Raw genomic sequence first — 14,427 nt, forward strand, 5'->3', positions numbered from 1 at the left:
TGCGGGTACGCCCCTCAAGCGCATCGAGATCCGTGCTTCACCCGGCCAGGCAGGACGGCCCGAGCAGCACCTTCAGGTCTCCGAAGAGCGCCGGGTCCGGCTTCACCCGGTGCCGGTCCAGCCGCAGCACGGTCGTCTTGGTCGGTCCCTGGAGCTTGATCCGGACCTCGCTGTCGCCCTTGTGGTGGCTGAGCACCTCGCCGAGGCGGCTGACCAGCGGCGGGGTGACCCGGGTGGCCGGGATGGTGAGGACCACGGGCGCGTTGGTGCCCGCGTTCGACAGGTCCGGCACCATCAGCTCCATCGCGACGAGCCGCGGGATGTCCTCGCGCTTGTCGAGACGGCCCTTGACGAACACCACGGCGTCCTCGACGAGTTGGGTCGAGACCAGCTGGTAGGTCGCGGGGAAGAACATGCACTCGATGGAGCCGGCGAGGTCCTCGACGGTGGCGATGGCCCAGGCGTTGCCCTGCTTGGTCATCTTGCGCTGCAAGCCGGAGATGATGCCGCCGATGGTGACGACCGCGCCGTCGGAGTGCTCACCTCCGGTCAGCTGGGAGATGCCCGCGTCGGCCTTGTCGGACAGGATGTGCTCCAGGCCGAACAGCGGGTGGTCGGAGACGTACAGACCGAGCATCTCCCGCTCCTGGGCGAGCAGATAGGTCTTGTCCCACTCGTCGGGGGAGAACTCCACGTCGAGTCCGAAGCCCGGCTCGCTGGTCTCGGCCTCGCCCATGCCGCCGAAGAGGTCGAACTGCCCCTCGGCCTCCTTGCGCTTGACCGCGACCACGTTGTCGATCATCGGCTCGTAGTGCGCGGTCAGACCCTTGCGGGTGTGGCCCATCGCGTCGAAGGCGCCGGCCTTGATCAGCGATTCGGTGGTGCGCTTGTTGCAGACCACCGCCTCCACCTTGTCGAGGTAGTCCGGGAAGGAGACGTACTTCCCCTTGGCCTTGCGGCACCTGATGATCGACTCGACCACGTTCGTGCCGACGTTGCGGACGGCGGAGAGGCCGAAGAGGATCACGTCGTCGCCCTGGGCCGCGAAGTTGGACATCGACTCGTTGACGTCCGGCGGGAGCACCTTGATGCCCATGCGGCGGCACTCGTTGAGGTAGACGGCCGACTTGTCCTTGTCGTCCTTCACGGACGTGAGCAGCGCGGCCATGTACTCGGCGGGGTGGTTCGCCTTGAGGTAGGCCGTCCAGTACGAGACGAGTCCGTACGCGGCGGAGTGCGCCTTGTTGAACGCGTAGCCGGCGAAGGGGACCAGCACGTCCCAGAGGCCCTGGATGGCCTCGTCGCTGAAGCCCTTCTTGCGGGCGCCCTCCTGGAAGAGGACGAAGTTCTTCGCCAGCTCCTCGGGCTTCTTCTTGCCCATCACGCGGCGGAGGATGTCGGCCTCGCCGAGCGAGTAGCCGGCGATGATCTGGGCGGCCTTCTGCACCTGCTCCTGGTAGACGATCAGGCCGTAGGTGACGTCCAGGACCTCCTTGAGCGGCTCCTCCAGCTCGGGGTGGATGGGCGTGATGTCCTGCTGGCCGTTCTTGCGCAGCGCGTAGTTCGTGTGGGAGTTCATGCCCATGGGGCCCGGGCGGTACAGGGCCGACACGGCGGAGATGTCTTCGAAGTTGTCCGGCTTCATCAGCCGGAGCAGGGAGCGCATGGGGCCGCCGTCGAACTGGAAGACGCCGAGGGTGTCGCCGCGCTGGAGCAGTTCGAAGGTCGTGGGGTCGTCGAGCGGGAGGCTCAGGAGATCGATGTCGATCCCCTTGTTGGACTTCACCATCTTGACGGCGTCGTCCATGATCGTCAGGTTGCGCAGGCCGAGGAAGTCCATCTTCAGCAGGCCGAGCGACTCGCAGCTCGGGTAGTCCCACTGGGTGATGGTGACCTTGTCCGTGTGCCTGACCCAGACGGGGACGTGGTCGGTGATGGTCTCGCTGGACATGATCACGCCGGCGGCGTGCACGCCCATCTGCCGGACCAGGCCCTCGACGCCCTTGGCGGTGTCGATGACCTTCTTCACGTCCGGCTCGTTCTCGTACATCGCCCGGATCTCGCCCGCCTCCGAGTAGCGGGGGTGCTCGGGGTTGGTGATGCCGTCGAGGTTGATGCCCTTGCCGAGGACGTCGGCGGGCATGGCCTTGGTGAGGCGGTCGCCCATCGCGTACGGGTAGCCCAGCACGCGCGCGGAGTCCTTGATCGCGTTCTTGGCCTTGATGGTGCCGTACGTGCCGATCATGGCGACCTTGTCGGCGCCGTACTTCTCCGTCACGTAGCGGATCACCTCGACGCGCCGGCGCTCGTCGAAGTCGATGTCGACATCGGGCATGGAGATGCGCTCGGGGTTGAGGAACCGCTCGAAGATCAGGCCGTGCGGGATGGGGTCGAGGTCGGTGATGCCGAGGGCGTAGGCGACGATCGAGCCGGCCGCGGAGCCTCGGCCGGGGCCGACCGCGATGCCCTGCTTCTTGGCCCACATGATGAAGTCGGCGACCACGAGGAAGTAGCCCGGGAAGCCCATCGAGATGATGGTGTCCATCTCGTACTCGACCTGCTTCATGCGGTCGTCCGGGATGCCGTCCGGGAAGCGGCGGTGCATGCCGCGCAGGGTCTCCTCGCGGAACCAGCTGACCTCCGTGTACCCCTCCGGGATGTCGAACTTGGGCATGAGGTCGCGCTTCTCGAACATGCCCGTGGTGTCGACCATCTCGGCGATCAGGCGGGTGTTGGCGCAGCCCTCCTGCCAGGCGTCCGAGGAGTCGATGGCGTACATCTCGTCCGTGGACTTCAGGTAGTAGCCGGTGCCGTCGAACCGGAAGCGGTCGGGGTCGGAGAGGTTCTTGCCGGTCTGGATGCACAGCAGGGCGTCGTGGGCGCTCGCCTCGTGCGCGTACGTGTAGTGCGAGTCGTTGGTGACCAGCGGGGGGATGCCGAGCTTCTTGCCGATCTCCAGGAGGCCGTCGCGGACCCGGTGCTCGATCTCGATGCCGTGGTCCATCAGCTCCAGGAAGTAGCGGTCCTTGCCGAAGATGTCCTGGTAGTCGGCGGCGGCCTTGAGCGCCTCGTCGAAGTGGCCGAGGCGCAGCCGGGTCTGGACCTCGCCGGAGGGGCAGCCGGTGGAGGCGACGATCCCCTCGGACCACTGGGCGATGGTCTCCTTGTCCATCCGGGGCCACTTCTGCAGCCAGCCTTCGGCATACGCGTCGGAGGACAGCCGGAAGATGTTGTGCAGGCCGGTGCTGTTCACGGCCCACATCGTCTTGTGGGTGTAACCACCGGAACCGGAGACGTCGTCCCGCTTCTGGTGCGGCTGGCCCCACTGGATCTTGCGCTTGTTGCGCCGGGACTCGGGCGCGACATAGGCCTCGATCCCGATGATCGGGGTCACACCGGACTTCTGGGCGGTGTGGAAGAAGTCGTAGGCGCCGTGGAGGTTGCCGTGGTCGGACATGGCGATGTGCGTCATGCCCATCTCGTTGCACGCGTTGAACATGTCCTTGAGCCGCGCGGCACCGTCCAGCAGCGAGTACTGGGTGTGGACGTGCAGGTGCGTGAACGGCGGCTTTGACACGGCTGCGGCCTCCAGAGGAAACATACGACACATGGGGCCCGGCAGGCTGCGGACAGTCTGGGGGCAGCGTCGAAGTCTATGCCTCGGCACTGACACCTGGAGGGCCGACCCGCGTACCTTCATGCGAGGGTTCGCGGGCACTCCCGCGGGCCGCCGCACGTTAGGATCCAGGGCGGACCTGCCGCCCTGACACGCATGCACCAGGAGGCACCCAGCGATGTCGTTCCCGCAGCTCGACGGCGAGCACCGCGGTGAGGAGATCCTCGCCGTCTTCGACACCGCCTTCGGCGAGCTCCTGGCCGCCGACCCGGCCGCGTTCCGCGTGAAGTTCCGCAAGATGGCGGCCTCGGCCTTCGCCTTCTACCGGGGGACGGCGGGCCTCTTCTACCACGACCTGACCGTGTCTGATCAGTTCGGGTCGAAGCAGGGCGGCCCGTACCTGGACGAGCGCACCTCGCGCGTGTGGATCCACGGCGACCTGCACGCGGAGAACTTCGGCACGTACATGGACGCCAACGGCCGCCTGATCTTCAACGTCAACGACTTCGACGAGGCCTACGTCGGCCCCTTCACCTGGGACCTCAAGCGCCTCGCCGCCTCCATCGCGCTGATCGGCTACGCGAAGGCGCTCAGCGACGAGCAGATCTCCGAGCTGGTGACGATCTACGCGGTCGCCTACCGCGAGCGGATCCACGCCCTGGCGACGGGCGCGAAGAGCGACGAGGTGCCGCCGTTCACGCTGGACACCGCGCAGGGCCCGCTGCTGGACGCGCTGCGTGACGCCCGCTCGCTGACCCGCTTCGGCCTGCTGGACTCGATGACGGAGATCCGCGACTTCGAGCGCCGCTTCGCCTCCGGAGGCGGCTCCGTCGAGCTGGACGCGGCCACCCGCTACAAGGTCCTCGCCGCCTTCGACGGCTACCTGGAGACGCTCCCGGACAGCTCGCTGGCCCGCCCGGACTCCTACCGCGTGAAGGACGTGGTCGGCCGGCGCGGCATCGGCATCGGCTCGGCGGGGCTGCCGTCGTACAACATCCTGCTGGAGGGGCACAGCGACGCCCTGGAGAACGATGTCGTGATCTACATCAAGCAGGCCCAGACCCCGGCCGTCTCCCGGCACATCACGGACCCGGAGATCCGCGGCTACTTCCAGCACGAGGGGCACCGCACGGTCATCTCCCAGCGTGCCCTGCAGGCGCACGCCGACCCATGGCTGGGCTGGACGGAGCTGGACGGCGCGGGACAGCTGGTCGCCGAGGTCTCGCCGTACGCGGTGGACCTCGACTGGGGAGACATCGACGACCCGGAGGAGATCGCCCAGGTGGTGGCCGACCTCGGCCGGGCGACGGCTACGATGCACTCGGCGGCGGACGACCAGTCCGGTGAGTCCCTGGTGCCGTTCTCCACGGAGCGGGCCATCGACGCGGCGCTCGCGGCCGACGAGGAGGGCTTCGCCCCCCTGCTGGTCGACTTCGCGCACACCTACGGCGCACGCGCGCGTGCCGACCACCAGACCTTCGTGGACCTGTTCCGCAACGGACGGATTCCGGGGCTGTGACGGCAAGGCCTCTCACAGGCATCCTTTAGGGGTCCCTTACCGGCCCCCATGACAGACTCTCCTTTCGCTATGGACATATCCGGGATCCGCCTCAGAGCCGTACGCGCGGCGCTGTTCACGGCCGTGGTCGTGACGCTCAGCACCGCGTCGCACGTGCTGCTGTCCCGGGCCCCGCTGCCGGTGGGCACGGTGGCCGCGGTCGCCGCCGCCGTGTTCGTGATCGCGTTCGCCCTGGCCGGCCGGGAGCGCTCCTTCGGTCGGATCGCGGCCCTGCTGATCCCGCTGGAACTGACCGCCGACACGGTGTTCACCACCGGCCAGCACGCCTGTTACGGCCGCGCGGGCGGCCCGGTCGCCGGGCCCCTGCGCTCGGTCGGCCTGGATGTGCTCTGCGGCGGCGGAGAGGTCGGCACGCCCCTGGCCCGGATGGCCGGGGCCACCGGCACCGAGCGGCTGGCGGCCGCGGTCGCCCACGCCGAACCGGCCACGGCCTGGCTGCTGCTCGGGGCGCACGTCGGCGTCGGGCTCCTCGCCGCCGTCTGGCTGCGCCGCGGCGAGCGGGCCCTGGCCCAGCTGCTGCGGGCGGTGACGGCGACGACGTTCCGGCCGCTGCTGCTGGCGGTCGCCGCGGTCGCGGTGGAGCGGGCCCCGGCAGGGCGGCGCCTGCCGGCGCGTACCGCCGACCGCACCCCCACCGCCCGCGACCGGATCCTCGCGTACTCCCTGGGACGGCGTGGACCGCCGTGCTCACCCGCCTTCGCGCAGTAAGGCACCCGCGTCGCGGGAGGCGCCTTCGCCCCCGGTGCGGCACTTCCGAGCACCAGCAGTCCCCCTACGCATTCCGCACACCCCAGGTGTGCGCGTCCCCTACGGAGAACATCACCATGAGCAAGCGCAACAGCCAGTCGGCGAAGACCGCGGCCCGCGAGCGGCTGCGCATCGAGCGCGAGCGCGAGGCCAAGCGGGCGAAGACCAAGCGGCAGGTCATCGTCGCCTGCTCCATCGTCGGTGTCCTGGCGATAGCCGGTGGCATCGGGTACGCGGTCGTCCAGGCCAACAAGCCCACCCACTGGGAGGCGGTCAAGGACGAGAAGGTCGTCACGCCGGCCAACACCACGGGCACCGACGGCACCACGGTCGTCATCGGCAAGGACTCGGCGAAGAAGACGCTGAAGATCTACGAGGACCCGCGCTGTCCCGTGTGCGCCCAGTTCGAGCAGACCGTCGGCCCGACCGTGAAGAAGGACATCGACGACGGCAAGTACAAGATGCAGTTCGTCGGCGCCACCTTCATCGACAACAAGGACAACGGCGAGGGCTCCAAGAACGCGCTGAGCGCCATGGGCGCCGCGCTGAACGTGAGCGACCAGGCGTTCCTCGACTACAAGGCCGCGCTGTACTCGGCGAAGTACCACCCGGAGGAGACGACCGACAAGTTCAAGGACGACAGCTACCTGATCAAGGTCGCGGACGCCGTCCCCGAGCTGAAGGGGAACAAGAAGTTCCAGGACGCGGTCGAGAAGGGCACCTACGACGCCTGGGCCATGGCCATGTCGAAGACCTTCGACGACAACAAGGACGGCGTGAAGGGCACTCCGGGCTTCGTCATGGACGGCAAGCAGCTCACCGCCGACAGCCAGGGCACACCGCTGATGACGGTGGCCGACTTCAACCGGGTCGTGGGCGAGGCCCTCAAGAAGTGACGGCCGGTCAGGGACCGGTCGGCGTGTGAAGAGCGGGCGAACTTCCGGAGTTCGCCCGCTCCGGCCCATACCGACCAGTAACCTGATCGGTCGTGACCAGTCGATACAGATCATCGAATACGTCAGAGGGCATCAACTCCCTCACCCCGCGCCGCCGTACGGTCGTCAAGGCCGCGGCGGCGACCGCTGTCCTGGCCGGCCCACTGGCGGCGACCCTGCCGGCGCGCGCCGTCGACCAGGCTCCCGCCTTCCTGCACGGCGTCGCCTCCGGGGACCCGCTGCCGGACGGCGTCCTGCTGTGGACCCGCGTCACTCCGGTACCGGAGGCGATACCCGGCTCCGGAGCCGGCCCGGACACCGAGGTGAGCTGGACCGTCGCCGAGGACAAGGCGTTCACCACCGTCGTCGCCAAGGGCTCGACCACCGCCACGGCCGCCTCCGACCACACCGTGAAGGCCGACATCCGCGGCCTCAAGCCGGGTACCGACTACTGGTTCCGCTTCTCCGCCGGCGGCACCGACTCCCCCGCCGCACGCACCCGCACCGCCCCCGCGCACGACGCGGCCGTCACGGGCCTGCGCTTCGGCGTGGTCTCCTGCGCCAACTGGGAGGCCGGCTGGTTCTCCCCGTACCGCCACCTCGCGGCCCGCGGCGACCTGGACGCCTGGCTGCACCTCGGCGACTACATCTACGAGTACGGCACCGGCGAGTACGGCACCCGCGGCAAGGTCGTCCGCCCGCACGCCCCGGCCCACGAGATCGTCACGCTCGCCGACTACCGCACCCGGCACGCCCGGTACAAGACCGACCCGGACCTTCAGGCGCTGCACGCCGCGGCCCCGGTCGTGGCGATCTGGGACGACCACGAGTTCGCTAACGACGCCTGGCCGGGCGGGGCGGAGAACCACACGGAGGGCGCGGAGGGCACCTGGTCCGCCCGTCAGGCCGCCGCCAAACAGGCCTACTTCGAGTGGATGCCGGTGCGCACGGCGATCGCGGGCACCACCTACCGCCGGCTGCGCTTCGGCAAGCTCGCCGACCTCTCCCTGCTGGACCTGCGCTCCTTCCGCTCGCAGCAGGTCAAGGTCGGCAACGGCGAGGTCGACGACCCGGACCGCACGCTCACCGGCCGTGCCCAGCTGGACTGGCTCAAGGCGGGGCTGACGTCGTCCGACACCACCTGGCGGCTGGTCGGCAACTCGGTGATGATCTCGCCGTTCGCCATCGGCTCGCTCTCCGCCGATCTGCTGAAGCCGCTGGCCAAGCTGCTGGGCCTGCCCCAGGAGGGACTCGCCCTCAACACCGACCAGTGGGACGGCTACACCGACGACCGCCGCGAGATCCTGGCGCACCTGCGGACGAACGCGATCCGCAACACCGTCTTCCTCACCGGCGACATCCACATGGCCTGGGCCAACGACGTGCCGGTGGACGCCGGTACGTATCCGCTGTCCCCGTCGGCCGCCACGGAGTTCGTCGTCACCTCGGTCACCTCGGACAACCTCGACGACATCGTCAAGGTTCCGGAGGGCACGGTCTCCGCGGTCGCCGCGCCGGTCATCCGCGCCGCCAACCGCCATGTCCACTGGGTCGACACCGACCGGCACGGCTTCGGCGTCCTGGACATCACGGCCGAGCGCGCGCAGATGGACTTCTACGTCGTCTCCGACCGCGCGAAGCGCGACGCGAGCGCCAAGTGGTCCCGCTCGTACCGCACCCGCAGCGGCACGCAGAAGGTCGAGCGCACCTACGACCCGGTGTAACCGCCGCTACAGGGTTTCGAGGAAGCCGAGCGCCACCCGCCAGGTGGCCTCGGCGGCCTCCTCGTCGTAGTCCGGCAGGTCGGGGTCGGTGTAGAGGTGGCCGGCCCCGGCGTAGCGGTACACCTCGACGTCGGCGCCGGTGCGGCCCATCTGGAGGTACCAGGCGCTGAGCCAGTCGTCCGTCTCGAAGGGGTCCGGCTCGGCCACGTGCAGCTGGACCGGCAGGTCCTCGGCCGTGACGTCCGGCGCGATGTCCGACGTGCCGTGCAGGAGCAGCAGGCCGCGCGCCTTGTCGTCGCCGAGGGCGAGGGTCTGGGCGATGGACGCGCCGAGCGAGAACCCGGCGTACACCAGCCCGCGCTCGGAGTAGGGCGCGGCGGCCATCACCGCACGCTTCAGCAGTTCGTCCTTGCCGATCTTCTCCTGGTGCTGCATGCCCTCCTCGACCGTGTCGAACGTGTGCCCCTCGAAGAGGTCGGGTGTCCACACCTCGTGTCCGGCCGCGCGCAGTCTGTCAGCGGCCTGGAGCACCGCGGGCCGCAGACCCTGGGTCGAGTGGAACAGCATGATGTTCATGAGGCCATGGTGCCAGCCGGGTGTGACAAGCCGGGATCCCGGCACTACCCACGACGCAGCGGAAGTCACATGTTCATGCACCCCGATGGCCGGTTAGGTTCGGTGGCATGGAGAACCTGCTACGACCGCTGATCGTGGTCGGTGGCTCGGTCGTGCTCACGCTGGTGATCGGCTGGGCCACCGACTTCCTGCTGCGCAAGGCCGACGAACGGCACCATGAGACCCCGCTGTGGGGTCTGCTCCGCCGTGGCCGCATCCCCTACATGATCGTCCTCTTCGCGGCCCTGCTGAGAGGGTCCTACGACGAGGCGGACCTGCTGGAGAGCCGCGCCGAAGGAGTCGGCCGGACGCTGACCCTGATCCTGATCGGATCGGCCGCCTGGCTGGTCATCCGTATCGCGGCGGCGATCGTCGAGACGTCGTACAGCCGGTACGCCAGCGCCCGGGCCCACCGCGACCCGGCCAGGGTCCGCCGGGTGCGCACCCAGGTGACGCTGATCATGCGGGTGGTGTCCGCGATCGTCGGTGTGGTGGCGGTGGCGACGATGCTGCTGACCTTCCCGGCGTTCCGGGCGGCGGGCGCCTCGCTGCTGGCCTCGGCCGGCATCCTCGGCATCGTCGCCGGTGTCGCCGCGCAGTCCACGCTGAGCAACATGTTCGCGGGGTTCCAGATCGCCTTCGGCGACATGGTGCGCATCGGGGACACGGTGGTGGTCGACGGCGAGTGGGGCACGGTCGAGGAGATCACCCTGACCTTCCTGACCGTCCACACCTGGGACGAGCGGCGCATCACCATGCCGGTGTCGTACTTCACGTCCAAGCCGTTCGAGAACTGGTCGCGCGGCACCCCGCAGATGACGGGCATCGTCTTCTGGCACGTCGACCACTCCGCCCCTGTGGAGGCGATGCGCGACAAGCTGCGCGACATCCTGCGCGAGTGCCCCGCCTGGGACGGCCGCGCCTACAACCTGTCGGTCACGGACACCACCCCGAGCACCATGCAGGTGCGGGCCCTGGTGACGGCCAAGGACGCGGACGACATCTGGACGGTGCGGGTCACGGTCCGCGAACAGATGATGGGCTGGCTTGCCGACGAGCACCCGTACGCCCTGCCCCGGGTCAACACGGCGGACGCGGTCCTTCCGCCGTCCTCCGACGGCAACGGCAACGGCAGCGGCCACCGCTCGTCCCCGGACGGCGTCCCGGCCCAGCAGCGCCGCTACCACAGCAACCACAACTCGGGGCGGCCGGAGCACTGACCCCTCACACGGAAGGGAAATGGGGCACCCCGCGGCGCGGGGTGCCCCATTTCCCTTCCGCCGGTCAGTGGCCGCGCTCGGCGCCGCCGTTGACCTGGATGATCTGTGAGGTGATGTGCCCGGCGCCCGGGGAGGCCAGCCAGTGCAGGGTCTGGGCGACGTCCCCCGGGGTCCCGGCCCGGCCGGTCGAGGTCTCGCCGATGAGCCGCTCCCGCCGCTCCTCGGCCATCGCGTCCCCGAAGAACTCGGTGTCCTCGATGTACCCGGGCGCGACCACGTTCGCGGTGATGCCGCGCGGCCCCAGCTCCCTGGCCAGATCGTGGGCGTAGGGGTGCAGCCCCGCCTTGGCCGCCGCGTACGCCCCGCTCCCGGATCCCCGGTAGGCGGCGATGGAGCTGAGGAACAGCACGCGTCCGCCAGGCTCGGCGAGCCGCGGTTTCAGCGCCTCGGTGAGCAGGACCGCCGTCAGGGTGTTGAGCCGGAAGTTCACGCTCCAGGTGTGCGCGACGGCCGCGAGCGGATCGTCACCCGGGGCCTCCGGTTCGAGCAGCCCGCTGCCCCCGGCGCTGTGCACGAGCACGTCCACGGCCCCCAACTCCCGCTCGACGAAAGCGGCGACACCGTGCACGTCCTGCGGCTCGGTGAGATCGGCCGCGTACGTCAGCGCGCCGGACACCCCGGCCTTCTCCAGCACATCGGCCCGCCGCCCGAGCAGCAGCACCCGGTCCCCTCCGGCGGCGAACACCCGGGCCGCCGCGAGCCCAATTCCCGTACCCCCACCACTGATTACTACATTCCGTGCCATACGGACGACCCTACGACGCCCCGGGCGCCCACCGTCAAACCACCACCGGTGAGCCGCGGCTCACCTCAGGCTGCGGACGTCCAGGTGCCGCAGAACCCGGTCGACCACCTCGGGATCCGCCCCGGGCTCACTCCGCGCCGCAAGCACCTCGTGCCGCGCCGCACTGAGCATCTCCTGCTGGATCCGCCGGACCCGCTTCACCCGCCGGGCTCCTTCGCGGTACGCCTCCCGCCGCTCGTCCTCCGCCAGTTCGGGACTGATCCGCACCCCGATGTCGTAGGCCCGCCGCAGCATCTGCTCGGACAGTTCCTCCGGCAGTTCCTCGGTCCCCTCGATCTCCCGCAGCCGCTGCTTGGCCGCCTTGGCAGCGCGGATCGCCAGGTCCTTCGCGAACTCCTTCTCCTTGTCCGTGTCGGCCTTCACCCCGAGCCACCGCACCAGCCACGGCAATGTCAGGCCCTGCAGCACCAGCGTCGCCATGATCACCCCGAACGCGATGAAGATGATCTCGTCCCGGCTGGGGAACGGCGCGCCCCCGTCGGTCTCCAGCGGAATGGCCAGCACCAGCGCGACCGAGGCCACCCCGCGCATCCCCGACCACCACATCACCACGGTCTCGCGCCAGCTCACCGGGATGTCCTCGTCGTAGTCCCGCCGCGCGTGCAGCCGTTTGGTCAGCCAGGTCGCCGGCAGCAGCCACAGCAGCCGGGCGAAGACGACGACGACCACCACCACCGCCGCCCAGCCCAGCAGCTCGCCCCACCGCCCGGAGGCCGTGCGGATCGCGTTGTGCAACTCAAGACCGACCAGCCCGAACGCGACGCCGGTGACGAGGGTGTCGACGATGTTCCAGAACGTGTGCCCGGCCAGCCGCGTCATGACGTCGTCGGCGTCGGAGCCGTACTCCGCGAGGAACAGCGCGGTGGTGAGCACGGCGAGCACGCCGGACCCGTGCAGCTCCTCGGCCATGACGTACGAGGCGTACGGCACCAGCAGGGTCAGCCCGATCTGCAGGGTGGCGTCGCCGAGCACTTCCATCAGCTTGTTCGCGCCCCAGCCCAGCACGAGGCCCACGGCCACCGCCACCACGGCCGACAGCACCAGATCGAGCCCGGCCTTCCAGGGCGAGAACGTCCCGCTGACGGCGGCTGCGATCGCCACGTGGTAGAGGACGATGGCCGTCACGTCGTTGAACAGGCCCTCGCCCTCCAGGATCGACACCAGCCGGCGCGGCAGTCCCAGCTGCCCGGCCACGGCGGTCGCCGCGACCGGGTCCGGCGGCGCCACCAGCGCGCCCAGCGCGAAGGCCGCGGCGAGCGGCAGCCCCGGCACGATCGCGTCGGCGACGGCGGCCACACAGGCCATGGTGACGAACACCAGGGCCACGGCCAGCAGGAAGATCGGCCTCTTGTTGGCCGCGAACTGCCGCCAGGACGTGCGCCGCACGGCGGCGTACAGCAGGGGCGGCAGCAGCAGCGGCAGGATCAGGTCCGGCGCGATCTCGACGTTCGGCACGAACGGCAGCAGTGCGAGGACTATCCCCAGGAGCGTCATCAGCACCGGCGCGGGCACCTTGAAGCGGTCCCCCACGGGGACACTGATCACGGCCCCGAGCAGCAGCACGAACAGCAGGGCCAACTGATCCACGGTCAGCGCTCCGGAAGGTCAAATGTTCACACGACTGACCTCAAGCCTGCCACGCAACTCCCGGGACAAACCGTTTCGGCACCCACCACGAGGGGCTAAAGCGAACGCCGCATCCCCTGGTGCGGAATGCCCGCTTCCAAGTACTCGGGCCCGTACGGCTCGTAGCCCAGCCGCGCGTAGAAGCCGAGCGCGTGCGTCTGCGCGTGCAGGTCCACGGCCGCGAGCCCCCGGGCGCGGGCCGCGTCCTCGATGGCCCGCACCAGCGCGGCACCGACGCCGAGCCCGCGTGCGGCTCCCGTCACGGCGAGCCGGCCGAGAGAGCCCACGGACGGGCCGGCGCCGGTCTGCGCCACGGCCGGCTCCCCGTGCAGCAGCCGCCCCGTCCCGAGCGGCACGCCGTCCTGGCGGACCGCCAGCACATGGACCGCGCCGGCGTCGTACGCGTCGTACTCCAGGTCCTCCGGTACGCCCTGCTCGCCGACGAAGACCTCCTTGCGCACCGCGAAGCACGCCTCCCGGTCGGCAGGGTCCTCGGCGAGGCGCACCACGTACGGGGTGCTCACGCGTACGTCTCCTCGCGGACCTGCTCCAGGGCCTTCTGCAGGTCCTCCGGGTAGTCGCAGGAGAACTCCGCCCACTGCCCGTCCCCGGGGTGCTCGAAGCCGAGCCGCACCGCGTGCAGCCACTGCCGGGTCAGGCCCAGGCGCTTGGCGAGCGTCGGGTCGGCGCCATAGGTGAGGTCGCCGACGCAGGGGTGCCGGTGGGCGGCCATGTGGACGCGGATCTGGTGCGTGCGGCCGGTCTCCAGCTTCACGTCGAGCAGCGAGGCCGCGCGGAACGCCTCGATGAGGTCGTAGTGCGTGACGGACGGCTTGCCCTCGGCGGTGACGGCCCACTTGTAGTCGTGCTGGGGGTGCCGGCCGATGGGCGCGTCGATGGTGCCGCTGGTCGGGTCGGGGTGGCCCTGGACGAGCGTGTGGTACCGCTTGTCGACCGTGCGCTCCTTGAACTGGCGCTTGAGCGAGGTATAGGCGCGCTCCGACTTGGCGACCACCATGAGGCCCGAGGTGCCCACGTCGAGCCGGTGCACGATGCCCTGGCGCTCGGCGGCGCCGGAGGTGGAGATCCGGTACCCGGCGGCGGCCAGGCCCCCGATGACGGTCGGCCCGGTCCAGCCTGGCGAGGGGTGCGCGGCGACGCCGACGGGCTTGACGATCACGACCACGTCATCGTCGTCGTGCACGATCTCCATGCCCTCGACCGGCTCGGCCACGACCTGCACCGGCGCGGGCGCCTGCGGCATCTCGACCTCCAGCCAGGCGCCGCCGTGCACGCGCTCCGACTTGCCGACCACCGACCCGTCGACCGTGACCTTCCCCGCGGCGGCGAGCTCGGCAGCCTTGGTACGGGAGAAGCCGAACATGCGGGAGATGGCGGCGTCGACGCGCTCGCCCTCCAGGCCGTCGGGCACGGGCAGGGTACGGATCTCGGGAAGCGTGCTCACCCGTCGAGTATGCCGGACGCCTCCGACAGCACTGT

General features: G+C 69.9%; 11 protein-coding genes. 5 read left to right on the forward strand and 6 right to left on the reverse strand.

The window, feature by feature from the left end:
* Positions 1–37: 37 nt before the first annotated feature.
* On the reverse strand, positions 38–3,577 hold the full coding sequence (dnaE, locus tag RFN52_RS10300; RefSeq protein WP_184845309.1) for a DNA polymerase III subunit alpha: 3,540 nt from the start codon (positions 3,575–3,577) through the stop codon (positions 38–40).
* Positions 3,578–3,794: 217 nt separating this feature from the next.
* On the opposite strand from dnaE, the gene RFN52_RS10305 reads away from it, so the two are divergent.
* The 4 genes from RFN52_RS10305 (at position 3,795) to RFN52_RS10320 (ending at position 8,601) form a co-directional block, all read left to right on the forward strand.
* Positions 3,795–5,135 (forward strand): DUF2252 domain-containing protein, encoded by a 1,341-nt coding sequence (locus RFN52_RS10305; RefSeq protein WP_184845310.1) that lies wholly within the window; start codon positions 3,795–3,797, stop codon positions 5,133–5,135.
* Between the two features lie 69 nt (positions 5,136–5,204).
* Positions 5,205–5,903 carry a hypothetical protein gene (locus RFN52_RS10310; RefSeq protein WP_184845311.1) on the forward strand — a complete coding sequence of 233 codons (699 nt, stop codon included), beginning with the start codon at positions 5,205–5,207 and terminating at the stop codon, positions 5,901–5,903.
* A 116-nt stretch (positions 5,904–6,019) separates the two neighbouring features.
* The gene (locus RFN52_RS10315) at positions 6,020–6,838 is read left to right on the forward strand and encodes a thioredoxin domain-containing protein (protein WP_184845320.1); all 819 of its coding nucleotides are present in this window, start codon (positions 6,020–6,022) and stop codon (positions 6,836–6,838) included.
* Between the two features lie 92 nt (positions 6,839–6,930).
* Positions 6,931–8,601 (forward strand): alkaline phosphatase D family protein, encoded by a 1,671-nt coding sequence (locus RFN52_RS10320; RefSeq protein ID WP_184845322.1) that lies wholly within the window; start codon positions 6,931–6,933, stop codon positions 8,599–8,601.
* 6 nt (positions 8,602–8,607) lie between these two features.
* On the opposite strand, the gene RFN52_RS10325 is transcribed toward RFN52_RS10320, so the two are convergent.
* Positions 8,608–9,222 (reverse strand): dienelactone hydrolase family protein, encoded by a 615-nt coding sequence (locus RFN52_RS10325; RefSeq protein ID WP_268254231.1) that lies wholly within the window; start codon positions 9,220–9,222, stop codon positions 8,608–8,610.
* A 62-nt stretch (positions 9,223–9,284) separates the two neighbouring features.
* Between RFN52_RS10325 and RFN52_RS10330 the strand changes: the two genes are divergently transcribed.
* Positions 9,285–10,436 (forward strand): mechanosensitive ion channel family protein, encoded by a 1,152-nt coding sequence (locus RFN52_RS10330; RefSeq protein WP_184845324.1) that lies wholly within the window; start codon positions 9,285–9,287, stop codon positions 10,434–10,436.
* A 64-nt stretch (positions 10,437–10,500) separates the two neighbouring features.
* Here RFN52_RS10330 and RFN52_RS10335 read toward each other — a convergent pair whose 3' ends face one another.
* The 4 genes from RFN52_RS10335 to RFN52_RS10350 form a co-directional block, all read right to left on the reverse strand.
* Positions 10,501–11,241, reverse strand: coding sequence for an SDR family NAD(P)-dependent oxidoreductase (locus tag RFN52_RS10335; RefSeq protein ID WP_184845326.1), 741 nt, complete (start codon positions 11,239–11,241; stop codon positions 10,501–10,503).
* A 60-nt stretch (positions 11,242–11,301) separates the two neighbouring features.
* A complete protein-coding gene (locus RFN52_RS10340; RefSeq protein ID WP_184845328.1) occupies positions 11,302–12,888 on the reverse strand; it encodes a Na+/H+ antiporter in 1,587 nt (528 codons plus the stop codon).
* A gap of 95 nt (positions 12,889–12,983) precedes the next feature.
* Positions 12,984–13,451 (reverse strand): GNAT family N-acetyltransferase, encoded by a 468-nt coding sequence (locus RFN52_RS10345; protein WP_184845330.1) that lies wholly within the window; start codon positions 13,449–13,451, stop codon positions 12,984–12,986.
* The gene (locus RFN52_RS10350) at positions 13,448–14,392 is read right to left on the reverse strand and encodes an RluA family pseudouridine synthase (RefSeq protein ID WP_033312665.1); all 945 of its coding nucleotides are present in this window, start codon (positions 14,390–14,392) and stop codon (positions 13,448–13,450) included. The genes RFN52_RS10345 and RFN52_RS10350 overlap by 4 nt, the downstream gene beginning before the upstream one ends.
* Positions 14,393–14,427: the final 35 nt, after the last annotated feature.

Source organism: Streptomyces collinus (genome assembly GCF_031348265.1).
Lineage (GTDB): Bacteria > Actinomycetota > Actinomycetes > Streptomycetales > Streptomycetaceae > Streptomyces > Streptomyces collinus.

Bases quoted from the DNA above. Each gene is read 5' to 3' on its own strand.
- RFN52_RS10305 (WP_184845310.1), top strand. From the start codon at position 3,795: ATGTCGTTCCCGCAGCTCGACGGCGAGCACCGCGGTGAGGAGATCCTC.
- RFN52_RS10310 (WP_184845311.1), top strand. From the start codon at position 5,205: ATGGACATATCCGGGATCCGCCTCAGAGCCGTACGCGCGGCGCTGTTC.
- RFN52_RS10315 (WP_184845320.1), top strand. From the start codon at position 6,020: ATGAGCAAGCGCAACAGCCAGTCGGCGAAGACCGCGGCCCGCGAGCGG.
- RFN52_RS10330 (WP_184845324.1), top strand. From the start codon at position 9,285: ATGGAGAACCTGCTACGACCGCTGATCGTGGTCGGTGGCTCGGTCGTG.
- RFN52_RS10335 (WP_184845326.1), bottom strand. From the start codon at position 11,241: ATGGCACGGAATGTAGTAATCAGTGGTGGGGGTACGGGAATTGGGCTC.